Genomic DNA, 14,737 nt, shown 5'->3' on the forward strand with positions numbered 1-14,737 from the left:
GCATTCACTTCATCTCCATCAGTAAACGGCGGTAACAGCATGATCGAGGTCACCGAGGTTTCCATTGCCGACCTGCGCGCGGCGCTCGAATCCGGCCAGACCACTGCGGTGGAACTGGTCCAGGCCTATCTCGCCAGAATCGACGCCTACGACGGCACCGACACGCCCACCGCCCTGAATGCGGTGGTGGTGCGCAATCCCGAAGCCCTCAAGGAAGCGCAGGCGTCCGATAGCCGACGAGCGCAGGGCAAGACGATGGGGCCACTCGATGGCATTCCCTATACGGCCAAGGACAGTTACCTGGTCAAAGGGCTGACCGCCGCCTCTGGCAGTCCCGCCTTTGCCGACCTGATTGCCTACCGCGATGCGTTCACCATCGAACGGCTTCGCGCCGCCGGGGCGATCTGCCTGGGCAAGACCAACATGCCGCCCATGGCGAATGGCGGCATGCAGCGCGGCGTTTATGGCCGTGCGGAAAGTCCGTACAACGCCGGCTATCTCACCGCGCCGTTCGCCTCGGGTTCGTCCAACGGCGCCGGCACCGCCACCGCCGCCAGTTTCGCGGCATTCGGCCTGGCAGAAGAAACCTGGTCGAGCGGTCGCGGCCCGGCCTCGAACAACGGGCTATGCGCCTATACGCCGTCTCGTGGGGTGATTTCGGTGCGCGGCAACTGGCCGCTGACGCCGACGATGGACGTGGTCGTGCCGTTCGCCAGAACCATGGCTGACCTGCTCGAAGTGCTCGACGTGGTGGTGGCGGAAGACCCCGACACCCGTGGCGACCTGTGGCGGATGCAGCCCTGGGTGCCGATTCCGAGTGTCACCTCGGTGCGCCCCGCTTCCTATGCCCAACTGGCCGCGAAGCCCGACGCCCTCGCCGGCAAGCGCCTAGGTGTTCCGCGCATGTTCATCAACGCTGATCCCGAAGTCGGCACCAGCGAGGCGCCGGGGATTGGTGGGCCAACGGGGCAGCGCATCAACACCCGGCCTTCAGTGATTGCTCTCTGGGAAGAGGCGCGCAAGGCACTCGAAGCCGCGGGCGCCGAGGTGATCGAAGTCGATTTCCCGCTGGTGTCCAATTGCGAAGGTGATCGCCCGGGCGCGCCGACGGTGTTCACCCGGGGCCTGGTGTCGAAAGAGTTCCTTCACCATGAGTTGTGGGATCTGACGGCTTGGGCCTTCGATGATTTCCTGCAAGCCAACGGCGATCCGAAACTGAACCGCCTGGTCGACGTCGACGGGCCGCTGATTTTCCCCCACGACCCGGGCACCCTGCCCAACCGCGAAGGCGACCTCGTCGCGGGCATGGACGAGTACGTGCGGATGGCCGAGCGCGGCATCACGCCGTGGGACCAGATCACCACCGTTCCCGACGGCCTGCGCGGACTTGAACAGACCCGTCGCATCGACCTTGAAGACTGGATGGACCGACTGGGCCTCGATGCGGTGCTGTTCCCGACGGTGGCCGATGTTGCGCCGGCGAACGCCGATGTCGACCCGGCTTCGGCCGACATCGCGTGGAGCAATGGTGTCTGGGTCGCCAACGGCAACCTCGCCATCCGCCACCTCGGTGTTCCGACGGTCACTGTGCCGATGGGCATCATGCCGGACATCGGCATGCCGGTGGGGCTGACCTTTGCCGGTCGTGCCTATGACGATTCGGCGCTGCTGCGCTTTGCCTCGGCGTTTGAATCGACCGGATCGAAGCGAGCAATCCCGCCTCGAACTCCGCCGTTGGCGACCGGTAAATAATGGAAAAACGGGATTGGGGCACACGCGCCAATCCCGTTTTTTTTTCAGCCGGCCCTCGCTTCAGCGGCTGTGATAATCCTCCCCCGCGACCGCACGCAAATAAGCCTCGTCACCCTTCGTGCGCAAGTCTCGCCACTCCTCCCAATCGATGATGCCCTGACGATCCATTTCATCCGCCTGCCTCAGCAATTCCTCATGGTAGGCATCCGGGCAGTCCATGCGCAGCGAACAGTTGTCGAGCGCACGGTGCCAGGCATCCAGCGCCCGAAGTTTTTGCTCCTGAGCCCTCGTCAGCAGGTTTCTGAATGAATTCATGGCGGCGGCTTCCACAGTCGTTTCTGAATGGAGCAGTCGGGTGCGACACAGGTTCATCACGCCCGACCAGAGGTGAAAATTTTCGGTTTTCCAGCGCGCAGGCGCGGTAGAAAAACCCTGATTTCAACAACCTGTCGGCGTCCGGGAAACTCTTTGAATTTTTTTTGACGCGCTCACTCATTTGTCTATGAGCAAAAGGAGCGCCTCATGAATCGCACTGATCTCTTCGTCATTGAATACCAGCTCCATGGGGAGCCGAAGTCCTTCATCATCCGGGCGAAAACAATGAGCAATGCCGAAGCCTGGCATTGGGCAAGTTGCGACGCCGGGATCGCGCCCATTCCGAAACCCGGCAAGCCGCCACTGAAAGTGGTGTCCCGGCCGCAGGCGGAAAAGTACGGTGTCGCCGATGTGAAATGGCGCGAATCCGCGACGCTGGACTGGACGGAGGTATCAACGTCGTGAGCGCGTAAAGCGGTGGATCAACCTAACGCCGTATCGAGGAACATCATCACTCCGAAGCCCAGCATCAGCCCCAGCGTCGCAGGCGTTTCGTGGCCATTACGGTGGGTTTCAGGGATGACTTCATGGGATACGACAAAGATCATCGCCCCCGCGGCGAGGCCCAGGGCCACGGGATAGCCCAATGCAAAACTCGTGGAAAGGCCGAGGCCGAACACGGCACCCAACGGCTCCATCATTCCTGACCCGACGGCGATCAACGCCGCCCGCAATGCCGAGATCCCCGTGACGCGCAACGCCAATGCAACAGCCAGACCCTCGGGGATGTCCTGGATGGCAATGGCCGTGGTCAACGGCAAGCCCACCTTCATGTCGCCGTTGGCAAAGCTGACGCCGATGGCCATGCCTTCGGGCAAGTTATGCAGGGTGATCGCCAGCACGAACAGCCAGACTCGATTGATCCGCTGAGCCTCAATCCCCTTGCGTCCACTCTGCTGATGCTCATGCGGGACGAAGCGATCCAGTCCGATCATCAGCGCCACGCCCAGCCCCAGCCCCAGGACCACGACGCAGGCCGCCAACAACTTGTTATCGCAAATGGTCTGCGCTGCGGCGATGCCGGGCAGGATGAGTGAAAACGAACTGGCCGCGAGCATCATGCCGGCGGCAAATCCCAGCATGATGTCCTAGGTGCGCGCAGCGATGTCGCGCAGAATCACCGCGACCATCGCGCCCAACGCCGTCGCGGCAAACCCACCGAGACCGCCGAGCAACGCGAAGTGCAGGTTGTCCTTGTTCGCCCCGGTGAAGGCGCTGTAGCCACTGATCAGCAAAAGGACCGAGACACCCACCAGCGTTGACCAGAAAAAAATGCCCAGCCAGCCGGCGTTCTTTCCCTGGTCAAACCAGGGCACTCGTGTTGATGGCAACGGTTCGGACATAAGCACTCCTGTTTCCATCCGAGCAAAAAAACCGCACGCCTGATGGCGTGCGGTGATCCTCATCAAGCTTGCGGTCTGCCTTGAACACCTGCACCCAGATCCGCTCCCGTGACGGGATTGCTTTCAGGGTCGGACATCGTCCGGGCTTTCATGTCCATCAACAGCGCTTCTTCATCAGCGCTCAGCTGCACGCTGGCCGTACCCTCCCCGCCATCGACGGCGGGCATCGGATCTTCAACATAGTCCCAATCGTCGCCCTGATTCCACGGCCCGCGCGTGCTGCCTTCGCCCTGGGACAGGTTGAAGTAAACGTTGGTGAACTCGGGCATGCCGGGAAGCTTGCCCTGTGGAAAATTAGGCTGGATCGCGTGCAAGGCTTTTTCAAAGGATAGCTGATGCGCAATTTCGCGGGTCATGAGAAACCCCAGCGCCTCTTTCACACCCGGATCGTCGGTGACATTCATCAACCGTTCGTAAACGATTTTCGCCCGTGCCTCCGCAGCGATGTTGGAGCGGAAGTCGGCAGTGGGCTCGCCGATGGTGTCGACGTAAGCGGCCGACCACGGCACGCCGGCCGAGTTGGTCAGCGGCGCGCCGGCGCCATACAACAGGCTGGTGATATGCGAGTCGTTACCGGCGCCGTTGATGGCGCGATACAGTTCGCCCTCCTCTTCCACGCCTTCGGCCATGCGACCCTTGGCGCCCTTGTTGAGCATGACAATGATCGAGCCGACGATCTCGAGATGACTGAGTTCTTCGGTGGCAATGTCCATCAGCAGATCCTTTCTTCCCGGATCATCTTCGGCCAGCGCCTGTGTGAAGTAGCGTGATGCCGCCGCCAGCTCGCCCTGCGCGCCGCCGAATTGCTCGAGTAAAAGGTTGGCCAGCCCTGGATTGGGTTGAGCAACGCGTACGGTGTATTGAAGTCGTTTGTTATGTAAGAACATGACGAATCTCCTCAGGTCTTGAGACGACATAACTCATTCGACGGTTGACCGAATGCGCCGTCCACAAACATCTGAAGCTGAGGCTCTGGCGAAAATTTTAAAAAGATTGATCGCTCGCGACAGGCGGCATTTTCCGGTGTTTGTCAGGCCGATTCGCCACCAATCGTCGGCCTTCGAGCAAACGATTCAAACTTTTATCGGCCCGCTGATCTCAACCGCTGTCGTGAAATTTTCGGGCTGAATTTCGCTGACTTGTCATCGACCCTCGTGGAAGAAATCTCGAACTCGCGGGTAAGCGTCGCATCCAATGTATAGGCCAACGGAGGTACGCGACATGAACAATGATGACCGTGACAACGCGCTCGAATCGCAAGCGACATCAAACGCTCCGCCCATCGATTCGTCGGGTAAACCGGTGAATGTGGTCGAAAGGGATTTACAGGACAGAGACGGTGAAGCCGAAGGTGTCGATCAAGCCATCACGCCCTCTTCCACCCGAACAAAAGAGCAGGATGCCGAGGAACTGCAGCGAAAAATCGATGAGATAGAACGCAAGGTCGCCGACGGTAATTAGCCGTTGGCGAGGGGATTTAGCGGGAGGTCTGTGTCAGACCTCCCGCTTTTTCATGCCCCTTTACGAAGTACCCAGACCTTGTGACAGATCGGCTGACGTCGTCGATCCGGTGCGCGGCTCCCCGCTTGGCGTGACGGGCACATCCGAATGATCCGTGGTTTTCGTCACGGTATCGCGCACTGCCTCGAAGCCCTCCCGAGCCTGTTGCTTGACCTTGTCGGTGAGGTCCGCACTGGTCTTGCCCAGGTAACGTTGCTCGGTTGCCGTCGATGGAAACGCAGCGCCGATCATCGCACCTAGCGCGATCCCGGCAGCGGCGACCATCAGCGGCTGTTCCTTGAGCAGATGATTGAACTGGCTGCTCATCACTTGCGTGCTGCGCAGCAGACGGTCGCCGGCGTCATGCACCGCATGGCTGATGTTTTCCGTGGCCGCCCCAAGGTTATCGCCCAGGTGCGCCGCCTTGCCCTTGACGCTCTGGTAGCCGTCCTTGAGGGTGTCAGCGGTCTGATGCAAATGTTCACGCGCACCGTCGATGCTGTCGGCCAGTCCGTCGGCCCATTCCCCGACCCTGTCCTGATCCGGACCGGTCCGATAGACCGGACGAGGCGATGGCGGACGATTCTGACTCATCATCAACCACAGCAAGCCGACGGATGTCAGCACGGCCGGCACCGGATTATTGCGCACGCTGGTGCCCAGGTTGGTCAGGAAGGTGGTGCCGTTGCTCTGCATCAAACCCAACGCCTGATCGAACATCTGACCGGGGGTGAACTTGCTTTCCAGGGCATCGACAATGTTGCCGATACTCGCCCGCTGCGCATCGATTTCACGCTCGATGGTTTCGGGGCTTTTTCCTGTCTCGGTGACATATTCATTGTTCATGAGACTTTCCTCCGCAGCGCTTCCTGGTCTTTGCTCAAGGCGTCCAGCGTGCGTTCGGGCTTGAAGTGGGACGGCTCGAACTGTTTCTTCCCGGACTGCAGCATGGCGAACCCGACAATCATCACGAGCACGCCGACAATCAGCGCGGCCAGCCACGGCGCCATCACCATGCTCAAGCCGTAGACCGCGGACATCAACAGGATGATGAACCCCGCGAGCAGCACAATCGCACCGCCCGCCACCCCGGCGATGCCGGCCTTGAGTGTCGTGAGGCTGGCCTGTAACTCGGCTTTGGCCAATGCCAGTTCCTTGCTGAACAGCTCGGGCACTTCGCGGGACAGCTGACGCAACAGGCCGACGACCGAAGCCTCATGTTCAGGTGCGGGCATCGGTCTTGCGCCCGGCAGATCTTGATTTTCTCTGTTCATCACACAGCTCCATTGAAGGTGCTCGAACCCGGTGTCGAGGTCGTTGCGAAGTCTGATGGGTGGTCCTGTTCACTTGGCGCAGCCGGCGTGATGCCCGTGGCCAGGCCGGGGCCTTGATCGGCGCGTGGCGGCACTGAAGTTTCGTAAGGGTGGTGGGCGCCGAAGCCGCCTGACGGTGGCATCGAGTGGCCTTCGGCGGGATCGCGAGAGCCGGCGACTGTCGATGCCGGAGCGCTGCCGGCTTTCAGAAACCGCGACAGGCCAAAGCCCAGCGCAATGCTGCCGGCAATGAACAGCGCCGGATTGTTACGCGCCAGTTCCGCGCCATCGTGCAACAGCTGTTCGGCACTTTTTCCGCGCAGATTGCCGGCCAGGCCGCTCATGGAATCCGCCATGTCGGCGAGGTAGTCGGACATGCCGAGGGTGTCCTTGCTTTCCAGTTCGGAAACGACGGATTTCGCGCCCTTGGCCAAGGCTTCGATCTGGTCGGCTGCGGTGTCGCGGTACTGCCCGAACTGCGCGTCCGCCTGTTGTCGCGCGCCACCGAGCGCTTCTGTGACGTCCTCCTTCAAGTGTTGAAAGTCATGCTCCGGTCTTGCGGGGTTGTGTTGATTCCCGGTCGTAGTGTCTGAAGTATTCATGTCGCCCCTCGCCTTCTGGATGAAAAAGCGTTATCGGGTTCGCCACGAATTACCCGTAGCATCCCCTCAGTTCAGATGACGAAGGGAGGTGATGGGGAGTTCCAATGAAATGATGAGTGATGTGGGGGGCCGATGTTTTTTTTGATCGTGTGCATATCCGTTGCTGCGGTAACGGCGGCTATTGGTTCCGCCTTTACGGCGGGTTACTTGGAAAAGCGCCAAGTAACCAAGCGCCCGGCGCCCCTGACGTACGGTGGCTCGCTAAGGCTCGCCATACCCTCACTCCGGTCCTGCTCCGTGGGCCCGCCGCCATCGGCCATCCATGGCCGGGGGCGGCTAACCCGGCATCCATGCCGGGTTGCCCACTGCGCAGAACCTGCGCTCGGCCTTCCGACGGGGCAGATCAAGATCAAAAACAAAGCGAGGCGGCCTGATAGCCGGCCTGAAGTCCGTCAGGATCATCGGGGGTGAACACCAATGTCACGACCGCCAAAAAAACCTGTGGGAGCTGGCTTGCCAGCGATGGATGCCCAGACACCGTGTTCTTTCAGACAGCACGCGTCATCGTTAACGACCATCGCTGGCAAGCCAGCTCCCACAGGGGAATGCATACATCCGAAGAGCCAGGTCGGCCCGAAGGCCGCCTCGCGGTGCTGTGGCGATGGTCGCCCCCTCGAGAGGCCGAGTGGAGGTTCTGCGCAGTGGGCAACCCGGCATGGATGCCGGGTTAGCCGCCCCCGGCCATGGATGGCCGATGGCGGCGGGCCCACGGAGCAGGACCGGAAGGAGGGCATGGCGAGCCACCGAACGAAAGGGGCAAAAGCGCTTGGTTACTTGGCGCTTCTCCAAGTGACTCGCCGTAAGGGCGAAACCATAAGCCGCCGTTACCGCAGAAACGGATATACCCACAGTCCCGCCTGAGCAGCATTACCTACCGGTTCAAGTGTCTTACTAACCTCGCGCTTACAACAACGACAACGTGTAATTGATGATAAAGCGATTCTGGTCAACATTACGCCCCGCATCAGTGTTCGATTTGCCATTGCGCACACTGAACCCAAGCCCCTTGAGCGACCCCGACTGCAACACATAGTCCAGGGTCATATCACGCTCCCACTCAGACTGATCCCCTGCATTGCGAACCTTGATATCAGTCCCCTTCAAATACACGATCGACGCTTTCAGCCCCGGCACGCCCAACGGCGCAAAGTCATAGCTGTATTGCCCAAAGTTCGTCTGCTCCCCCGCACGGGTAAAACTCTGGATCATGCGGTCCGTCGGCAGATAAACACTGCCGCCACCCGCCCCTTTATCAACCAGGCTGCCCTGGTTCGGCTGGACGAAGTTGCTGCCGTCACCCACCTGCTGATGCCCCAGCGCAACCGAATGCCCACCGTTCATGTAAGTGATCATCGCAACCCAGGTGTTGTTGTCGATTTCACCATTGTTATCCTCGGTGTAGCCAGAGGCGCGGTAGCCTTGTGCGCGGCCAGCGGCGGAACTGTTGGCACCGGTCGACGTGGTGCGAAAGTAACGCAGGTCAGTGGTGAACGAACTCTTGCTGTCGATCGGCAACACGTGAGTCAGACCGAAAAAGTTCTGGTTATAGAAGTCTTCCATCTGCGCGAAGTAATACTGAGCTTTCAGGTCCTTGGTGATGAAGTAATCACCCCCAGCGAAGTAGAACTTGTTGCTGTCCTGTGTGGCGCCCGGTACGGACAAACCGGTCCGGTCCGTCGAAGCGCGACCGACCGCATGTTCAAGCACACCACTGGTCAGCATCAGCCCGTCGATGTCATTCGACGTGATCTGGGCACCGGTGAACGATTGCGGCAACACGCGGGCATCGTTCGACAGCAGGATCGGCAGTTTTGGCAGCAGCGTGCCGTAGCGGAACTCCGTCTTCGAAATACGCATCTTCGCCGTGGGACCAAAGCTGCTCCAGCTATCGGCAGCACCGTCGCCATCACTCGGGATCATGCCGCTACCGACGTGGCGTCCGGCCCCACTGTCCAACGTCACACCCAGCAGCGCCTGGGCATCCAGCCCGAAACCGACCGGGCCCTGGGTAAACCCGGACTCATAACGCAGCACGAAACCCTGAGCGGCCTCCTCGGTTTTCGAGGGCTCCGCCGCACCGTCGCGGTTGTCGCTGTTGAAATACAACGTGCGCATCGAGAGGCTGGCTTTGCTGTCTTCCAGAAAACCGTGCGCGGCAGAATCGGCTGCCTGTGCGCAGATCGAACCGGTGGCCAACAAGAGTGCGGTGGGAATTGCTCGCTTGAACATACGGTGCTCCAGGGTGATTTTTTTATGGTTTTTGAGTGTTGCCCGACCGCAATCCGCCGCTGACACCCAACACCGGCGCGCACGATGACGCGCCCAATGAGTGACCATGAGCATGAAACTGGAGAGCGATCGGAGGGTTCGAGCTAGATCAGGTAAGAAAGACCCACAGTCAGCGCGAAGGCGACCACCGAAATGATGGTCTCCAGCACGGTCCAGGTCTTGAAGGTCTGGGCGACGCTCATGTTGAAGTATTCCTTGATCAACCAGAAGCCGCCGTCGTTGACGTGGGAAAAGATAACCGACCCCGCGCCCGTCGCCAGCACCAGCAACTCCGGATGCGGATAGCCCAGACCAATGGCCACCGGCGCCACAATCCCCGACGCGGTGGTCATGGCCACGGTGGCGGAGCCGGTGGCGATGCGCATCAGCGCCGCGAACAGCCAACCCATGAGCAGCGGCGACAGGTGAAATTCGTGGGCCAGGCTGACGATCTGGTCAGTGACCCCGGCGTCCACCAGGATCCGGTTCAACCCGCCGCCGGCACCGACCAGCAGGGTGATGCTGGCGGTCGGCGCCAGGCATTCGTTGGTGAACTTGAGGATCGATTCGCGGTTGAAGCCCTGGGCGATGCCGAGGGTCCAGAAACTCAGCAAAGTCGCCAGCAATAGCGCGATCACCGAGTTGCCGATGAACAGCAAAAACTGATTGAAGCCGCTGCCCGGCGTGGAAATCAGGTTGGCCCAGCCACCGATCAGCATCAGCACCACCGGCAACAGAATGGTCGCCATGGTGATGCCGAAGCCCGGCAGGCTGTCGCGTGGTTCGCGCTCGAGGAACTGCCGCTCCAGCGGGTTTTCCGCCGGCAGCTGAATGCGCGGCACGATGAACTTGGCGTACAGCGGACCGGCGATGATCGCGGTCGGAATGCCGATCAGAATCGCGTACATCAAGGTCTGCCCGACCGACGCCCCATACACCTGCACTGCGAGCATCGCCGCCGGGTGCGGCGGCACCAGGGCATGCACCACCGAGAGCCCGGCGACCATCGGCAAACCGACCATCAGGATCGACACGCCGACGCGCCGCGCCACGGTAAAGGCGATCGGCACCAGCAACACAAAACCGACCTCGAAGAACAGCGGCAGCCCGACCAGGAACGCGATGCAGACCATCGCCCAGTGCGCGTTCTTCTCGCCGAAACGGTCGATCAGGGTTCGCGCCACCTGCTCGGCGCCGCCGGACTCGGCCATCATCTTGCCGAGCATCGTGCCCAGCGCCACCACCAGCGCAATGTGCCCCAGAGTCTTGCCGACGCCGGCCTCGTAGGCACCGACCACCCCGGACGGCGGCATGCCGGCCAGCAGCGCCAGGCCGATGGAGACCAGGGTGATGACGATGAAGGGATTGAGCCGGTAACGGGCGATCAGAACGATCAGGGCGATGATGGCGATGGCGGCATACACCAGCAGCCAATAGCCGAAGGACAGGGTCATGCGGTACTCCTCGAAAGGGTCACGTCGAATGGGTTGTGAAACTCATAAAACATTTCGAGACGCGATTTTCAAACGAGGCGAAAGTAATTTTCGTAGAGGGATAAGGGTTGTCGCGTAGAGGTATGGAGGGTCGTGGTTTTTGAAATTGGGTCAGTCGGATTTTCATCGCGCTTGCGCTGTTTGTGCCCGGTTTTCAGGCATAACAGGTTCGGTATCCGCACCGGTGGTCACCGGTTCGGATCAATCGCCACCGGAGACTTATACTTCTTCAGTTCCTCTTCTCTGTGACAGGAAAATCCGTCGACACCCGTGCGTGGGAAAGCGCGCCCGTGCCAATCGCAAATGTAATCAGCCTGGCCCCACGTGTCGTGCCGTCCAGCATCAGATGACTGGTCGTGCTCAATGGCTTCATGGCTGATGGGTGGAGAGCATCATGAAAAACAAACTCTTTTCAGGCGTTTTATTGGTGCTGGCTACAACAGCGCTAACCCCCGGTGTCTGGGCTGCAGAGGCACGAGCCCTGGCCTCGGATGGCGCTGATCACGTCGGTGCCGGAGCCGTCGCCGCCGATGGCGCGGATCACGTCGGTGCCGGGGCCGTCGCAGCGGATGGCGCGGATCACGTCGGTGCCGGGGCCGTCGCAGCGGATGGCGCTGATCACGTCGGTGCCGGAGCCGTCGCCGCCGATGGCGCTGATCACGTCGGTGCCGGGGCTGTTGCCGCCGATGGCGCTGATCACGTCGGTGCCGGAGCCGTCGCCGCCGATGGTGCCGATCACGTTGGCGCCGGAGCCGTCGCCGCCGATGGCGCTGATCACGTTGGTGCCGGGGCTGTTGCCGCCGATGGCGCCGATCACGTTGGCGCCGGTGCCGTCGCAGCGGATGGCGCTGATCACGTCGGTGCCGGAGCTGTTGCCGCCGATGGCGCCGATCACGTTGGTGCCGGTGCCGTCGCAGCGGATGGCGCCGATCACGTTGGTGCCGGAGCCGTCGCTGCCGATGGCGCTGATCACGTTGGCGCAGGAGCCGTCGCCTCAGATGGCGCCGATCACGTTGGCGCCGGGGCCGTCGCCGCCGATGGTACGGATCATGTCGGTGCTGCTCGTCTTGCATACTCCCGCAGTGGCATAGGATCGGATCGGGTGGCATCCTCGCTGATGGACGGCAGCTACTCCGACCAGTTCAACAGCCCGATCGGCAATCAGTAGCGTGCCAATACTTTGAGGGGAATGACCGTCCATGACGACACAAACCGAAACCGCCATTCTGGCCGGTGGTTGCTTCTGGGGCATGCAGGATCTGCTGCGGCGCTATCCCGGCGTGCTGTCCACGCGGGTGGGTTACTCAGGAGGCGATGTGCCGAATGCGACCTATCGCAACCACGGTAACCACGCGGAAGCGATCGAAATCGTGTTCGACCCGCAGCAGATCAGCTACCGCCAGATCCTCGAGTTTTTCTTCCAGATCCATGACCCGACGACCCCCAATCGCCAGGGCAACGATGTCGGTGCCAGCTACCGCTCTGCCCTCTTCTACCTCAGCGCCGAGCAGAGGGCGGTTGCCGAAGACACCGTGGCCGACGTCGAAGCGTCTGGCCTCTGGCCAGGCAAAGTGGTCACCGAAATCACCCCGGCCGGACCGTTCTGGGAGGCCGAACCGGAACACCAGGACTACCTCGAACGCCTGCCCGACGGCTATACCTGTCACTTCATACGGCCAAACTGGAAATTGCCCGTGCGCGGGTAGTCACGAACCAGAGGCGGCTCGAATGAGCCGCCTCTGTTGTTTCATGCCCCCTTGGCGCCGTGTTCAACCGCATTCACCAAGAGCCCGAGGCCGCCTGGACCGTGGAAAAACTGGCAGCGCTGGCCCACATGTCCCGCTCGAAATTCTCGGCGTGCTTCACCCGGATCATGGAGGTCCCACCGATGGGCTACGTCACCGCGTGGCGAATGAAAGTCGTCCAGGACTTGCTTCGCGACGGCGTTCAAATCAAAGTCATCGCTGCGTCGGTCGGGTACAGTTCGCAAGCGTCTTTCTCCAGAACCTTCGTTAACGTGGTGGGCTCGCCCCGCCGAATGGCTCAAGCGTGATGCCGTTGAGGAGCGTCCCCTGGTGACAGCGCACGTGCAGCAAAGCGAGTCCGACGACGCACTTCAAATGACCTGACCTTCCACCCTGAGAGAGCAAAAACGTGATCACTTGCTACCTGAAATACGTGCTTGACCCGTACCAGATCGAAGCGTTCGAACACTACGGAAAGTTGTGGATTCCACTCGTTGAAAAATTCGGCGGCCAGCATCACGGCTACTTCCTGCCGTCCGAAGGCGCAAACAATATCGCCATGGCAATGTTCAGCTTTCCAAGCCTTGCCGCGTACGAGCGTTATCGACAGGACTCGATGAAAGATCCCGAGTGCATCGCGGCGTTCAAGTTCGCTGAAGAGACAAAATGCATTCTCAGTTATGAGCGGTCATTTTTCAGGCCGGTGTTTGGTGACGCGGCTCAACAGCCAGCCTGATGCCGGCCCGCGACGTCTGCATGAATGCAGCCAGAGGTCTTGGAGACTACGTATGAACCGTCCCGGCAAAATCGCCCGCCTCTCGCTGCAATCACTGCTGCTCCTGACCCTCGTCATCCCCGCCATGACCAGCGCCGAGCCACGCCCCGAACACATGGTCTATCTGCGCACGATCGACCCCACCATCGAGCAGGACATCCGCTACGCCAGCGCCCACAACTTCACCGGTCACCCACTCGACGGGTATGCCGCCGCCGAGTGCCTGATGACGCTGGACGCGGCTAAAGCGCTGGCCCGGGTGCAGGCGTCATTGCAGGCGCAAGGCTATGGCTTGAAGGTGTTCGACTGTTATCGGCCCAGTCGTGCAGTCGCCGATATGGGGCGCTTCGCTTCCGTCCCGGACGACCCGCGCAAGGCCGAGTTCTACCCGCGCGTGGACAAGCAGGACTTCTGGCGCCTGGGGTATGTGGCACGAGTGTCGAATCACTCCCGCGGCTCGACCGTCGATCTGACACTCACCGGCCCGAAAGCAATGCCCGCCGCAACCTGGTCACCCTCGGCGGCGCAGGTCGATTGCACAGCGCCCTATGCCCAGCGCTGGCACGACGGCGCGCTCGACATGGGCACCGGTTTCGATTGCTTCGATGAGCGGACGCATACCGCCAACCCGACGATCAACGCGACCGCGAAGGACAATCGTCAGCGGCTAAGCCGCGCGATGGAAAAAGAAGGGTTTTCCGGGTACTCGAAAGAGTGGTGGCACTTCACTTACGCAGCCGCCGGCGCGCCGAACGAGGTGATGGATTTTCCGATTACACCGCTCAGCGTCAGCGACGCGCTCACAGCCAGCCATCAGCTGATTGTGGTCACCAGCAAAAACTGGGGCGACATCCAGGGCACCGCCCAACGCTATGAGCGGGACGGCAAGACCTTTCGAAAATCGGGTAATGCGTTTGCGGTCGTGGTCGGCAAAAACGGCATGGCCTGGGGCAAGGGTTTGAGCGATGCAGAGCCATACGACGGTCCGCTCAAACGTGAAGGTGACGGCAAAGCACCGGCCGGGGTGTTCAAGCTCGGCATGGCGTTTGGCTACGACCCCACGGCCGAAACGAAACTGCCTTACCTCGCCCTGACGCCGACCATCGAATGCGTGGACGACAGCCATTCGACTCGCTACAACGAACTGGTCGACGGCTCGAAGATCGCGAAGGACTGGAACAGCGCCGAACGCATGCGCAGCGAAGAAGGCTATCGCAAAGGCATCGTCATCGAGCACAACACGCCGGCGTCCCCCGCCTCGGGCTCGTGCATTTTCTTCCACATCTGGCGTGGCCCCACCTCGCCGACGGCGGGCTGCACGGCCATGGATCAGGCGGACATTTCCCGTTTTTTCGACTGGCTCGATCCTCGCCAGTCACCCCTGCTGGTGCAAATGCCCGAGGCGCAATACGAACACCTGCGCGAACGCTGGAATCTCCCGGAACGGTGAG

Annotated in this window: 16 protein-coding genes and 1 pseudogene; 8 read left to right on the top strand and 9 right to left on the bottom strand. The window is 61.1% G+C overall.

Annotation, left to right across the window (positions count from 1 at the left end):
* The first annotated feature begins 39 nt into the window (after positions 1-39).
* Entirely contained in the window at positions 40-1,752 is a 1,713-nt protein-coding gene (locus tag J2Y86_RS06955) for an amidase (RefSeq protein ID WP_253429119.1), read from the top strand.
* 60 nt (positions 1,753-1,812) lie between these two features.
* Here the strand turns inward: J2Y86_RS06955 and J2Y86_RS06960 are convergent, their stop codons facing one another.
* Positions 1,813-2,067 (bottom strand): hypothetical protein, encoded by a 255-nt coding sequence (locus J2Y86_RS06960; RefSeq protein WP_253429121.1) that lies wholly within the window; start codon positions 2,065-2,067, stop codon positions 1,813-1,815.
* Positions 2,068-2,274: 207 nt separating this feature from the next.
* Here J2Y86_RS06960 and J2Y86_RS06965 point away from each other — a divergent pair, with 207 nt between their 5' ends.
* Positions 2,275-2,532, top strand: a complete 258-nt coding sequence (locus J2Y86_RS06965; RefSeq protein WP_253429123.1) for a DUF6555 family protein — start codon at positions 2,275-2,277, stop codon at positions 2,530-2,532.
* Positions 2,533-2,549: 17 nt separating this feature from the next.
* Here J2Y86_RS06965 and J2Y86_RS06970 read toward each other — a convergent pair.
* Together J2Y86_RS06970 and J2Y86_RS06975 are read right to left on the bottom strand one after the other, a co-directional pair.
* Positions 2,550-3,470: pseudogene (locus J2Y86_RS06970) on the bottom strand (ZIP family metal transporter).
* Between the two features lie 62 nt (positions 3,471-3,532).
* Complete coding sequence (locus J2Y86_RS06975) at positions 3,533-4,417, bottom strand: manganese catalase family protein (RefSeq protein WP_253429124.1); 885 nt, start codon at positions 4,415-4,417, stop codon at positions 3,533-3,535.
* 52 nt (positions 4,418-4,469) lie between these two features.
* Between J2Y86_RS06975 and J2Y86_RS06980 the strand changes: the two genes are divergently transcribed.
* On the top strand, positions 4,470-4,658 hold the full coding sequence (locus J2Y86_RS06980; RefSeq protein WP_253429126.1) for a hypothetical protein: 189 nt from the start codon (positions 4,470-4,472) through the stop codon (positions 4,656-4,658).
* 93 nt (positions 4,659-4,751) lie between these two features.
* Positions 4,752-4,991: a hypothetical protein gene (locus tag J2Y86_RS06985; protein ID WP_253429128.1), complete on the top strand. Its 240-nt coding sequence runs from the start codon at positions 4,752-4,754 to the stop codon at positions 4,989-4,991.
* A 60-nt stretch (positions 4,992-5,051) separates the two neighbouring features.
* Here the strand turns inward: J2Y86_RS06985 and J2Y86_RS06990 are convergent, their stop codons facing one another.
* The 6 genes from J2Y86_RS06990 to J2Y86_RS07015 form a co-directional block, all read right to left on the bottom strand.
* Positions 5,052-5,876 (bottom strand): DUF3618 domain-containing protein, encoded by an 825-nt coding sequence (locus tag J2Y86_RS06990; RefSeq protein WP_253429130.1) that lies wholly within the window; start codon positions 5,874-5,876, stop codon positions 5,052-5,054.
* On the bottom strand, positions 5,873-6,304 hold the full coding sequence (locus J2Y86_RS06995) for a phage holin family protein (protein ID WP_253429132.1): 432 nt from the start codon (positions 6,302-6,304) through the stop codon (positions 5,873-5,875). The genes J2Y86_RS06990 and J2Y86_RS06995 overlap by 4 nt, the downstream gene beginning before the upstream one ends.
* Positions 6,304-6,945, bottom strand: coding sequence for a hypothetical protein (locus tag J2Y86_RS07000; protein WP_253429134.1), 642 nt, complete (start codon positions 6,943-6,945; stop codon positions 6,304-6,306). The genes J2Y86_RS06995 and J2Y86_RS07000 overlap by 1 nt, the downstream gene beginning before the upstream one ends.
* Positions 6,946-7,908: 963 nt before the next feature.
* On the bottom strand, positions 7,909-9,234 hold the full coding sequence (locus J2Y86_RS07005) for an OprD family porin (protein ID WP_253429136.1): 1,326 nt from the start codon (positions 9,232-9,234) through the stop codon (positions 7,909-7,911).
* Positions 9,235-9,377: 143 nt separating this feature from the next.
* A complete protein-coding gene (locus tag J2Y86_RS07010; RefSeq protein ID WP_253429138.1) occupies positions 9,378-10,727 on the bottom strand; it encodes a GntT/GntP/DsdX family permease in 1,350 nt (449 codons plus the stop codon).
* A gap of 484 nt (positions 10,728-11,211) precedes the next feature.
* A complete protein-coding gene (locus J2Y86_RS07015) occupies positions 11,212-11,739 on the bottom strand; it encodes a hypothetical protein (protein WP_253429140.1) in 528 nt (175 codons plus the stop codon).
* Between the two features lie 226 nt (positions 11,740-11,965).
* Here J2Y86_RS07015 and msrA point away from each other — a divergent pair, with 226 nt between their 5' ends.
* The 4 genes from msrA to J2Y86_RS07035 all read left to right on the top strand — a co-directional run bounded on the left by msrA (position 11,966) and on the right by J2Y86_RS07035 (position 14,736).
* A complete protein-coding gene (msrA, locus tag J2Y86_RS07020) occupies positions 11,966-12,472 on the top strand; it encodes a peptide-methionine (S)-S-oxide reductase MsrA (RefSeq protein ID WP_253429142.1) in 507 nt (168 codons plus the stop codon).
* Positions 12,473-12,531: 59 nt separating this feature from the next.
* Positions 12,532-12,819, top strand: coding sequence for a helix-turn-helix transcriptional regulator (locus J2Y86_RS07025; RefSeq protein WP_437180653.1), 288 nt, complete (start codon positions 12,532-12,534; stop codon positions 12,817-12,819).
* 101 nt (positions 12,820-12,920) lie between these two features.
* The gene (locus J2Y86_RS07030) at positions 12,921-13,247 is read left to right on the top strand and encodes an NIPSNAP family protein (RefSeq protein WP_253429144.1); all 327 of its coding nucleotides are present in this window, start codon (positions 12,921-12,923) and stop codon (positions 13,245-13,247) included.
* A gap of 52 nt (positions 13,248-13,299) precedes the next feature.
* Positions 13,300-14,736 (top strand): M15 family metallopeptidase, encoded by a 1,437-nt coding sequence (locus J2Y86_RS07035; RefSeq protein ID WP_253429146.1) that lies wholly within the window; start codon positions 13,300-13,302, stop codon positions 14,734-14,736.
* Position 14,737: the final 1 nt, after the last annotated feature.

This window comes from Pseudomonas migulae, assembly GCF_024169315.1.
Lineage (GTDB): Bacteria > Pseudomonadota > Gammaproteobacteria > Pseudomonadales > Pseudomonadaceae > Aquipseudomonas > Aquipseudomonas migulae_B.

What these genes read in the sequence shown, in the direction of transcription:
- J2Y86_RS06990 (WP_253429130.1), bottom strand. Translation starts at nt 5,876, where the DNA reads ATGAACAATGAATATGTCACCGAGACAGGAAAAAGCCCCGAAACCATC.
- J2Y86_RS07000 (WP_253429134.1), bottom strand. Translation starts at nt 6,945, where the DNA reads ATGAATACTTCAGACACTACGACCGGGAATCAACACAACCCCGCAAGA.
- J2Y86_RS06985 (WP_253429128.1), top strand. Translation starts at nt 4,752, where the DNA reads ATGAACAATGATGACCGTGACAACGCGCTCGAATCGCAAGCGACATCA.
- J2Y86_RS06965 (WP_253429123.1), top strand. Translation starts at nt 2,275, where the DNA reads ATGAATCGCACTGATCTCTTCGTCATTGAATACCAGCTCCATGGGGAG.
- J2Y86_RS06955 (WP_253429119.1), top strand. Translation starts at nt 40, where the DNA reads ATGATCGAGGTCACCGAGGTTTCCATTGCCGACCTGCGCGCGGCGCTC.
- J2Y86_RS07035 (WP_253429146.1), top strand. Translation starts at nt 13,300, where the DNA reads ATGAACCGTCCCGGCAAAATCGCCCGCCTCTCGCTGCAATCACTGCTG.
- J2Y86_RS07010 (WP_253429138.1), bottom strand. Translation starts at nt 10,727, where the DNA reads ATGACCCTGTCCTTCGGCTATTGGCTGCTGGTGTATGCCGCCATCGCC.
- J2Y86_RS06975 (WP_253429124.1), bottom strand. Translation starts at nt 4,417, where the DNA reads ATGTTCTTACATAACAAACGACTTCAATACACCGTACGCGTTGCTCAA.
- J2Y86_RS06980 (WP_253429126.1), top strand. Translation starts at nt 4,470, where the DNA reads ATGCGCCGTCCACAAACATCTGAAGCTGAGGCTCTGGCGAAAATTTTA.
- msrA (WP_253429142.1), top strand. Translation starts at nt 11,966, where the DNA reads ATGACGACACAAACCGAAACCGCCATTCTGGCCGGTGGTTGCTTCTGG.
- J2Y86_RS07005 (WP_253429136.1), bottom strand. Translation starts at nt 9,234, where the DNA reads ATGTTCAAGCGAGCAATTCCCACCGCACTCTTGTTGGCCACCGGTTCG.
- J2Y86_RS06960 (WP_253429121.1), bottom strand. Translation starts at nt 2,067, where the DNA reads ATGAATTCATTCAGAAACCTGCTGACGAGGGCTCAGGAGCAAAAACTT.
- J2Y86_RS06995 (WP_253429132.1), bottom strand. Translation starts at nt 6,304, where the DNA reads ATGAACAGAGAAAATCAAGATCTGCCGGGCGCAAGACCGATGCCCGCA.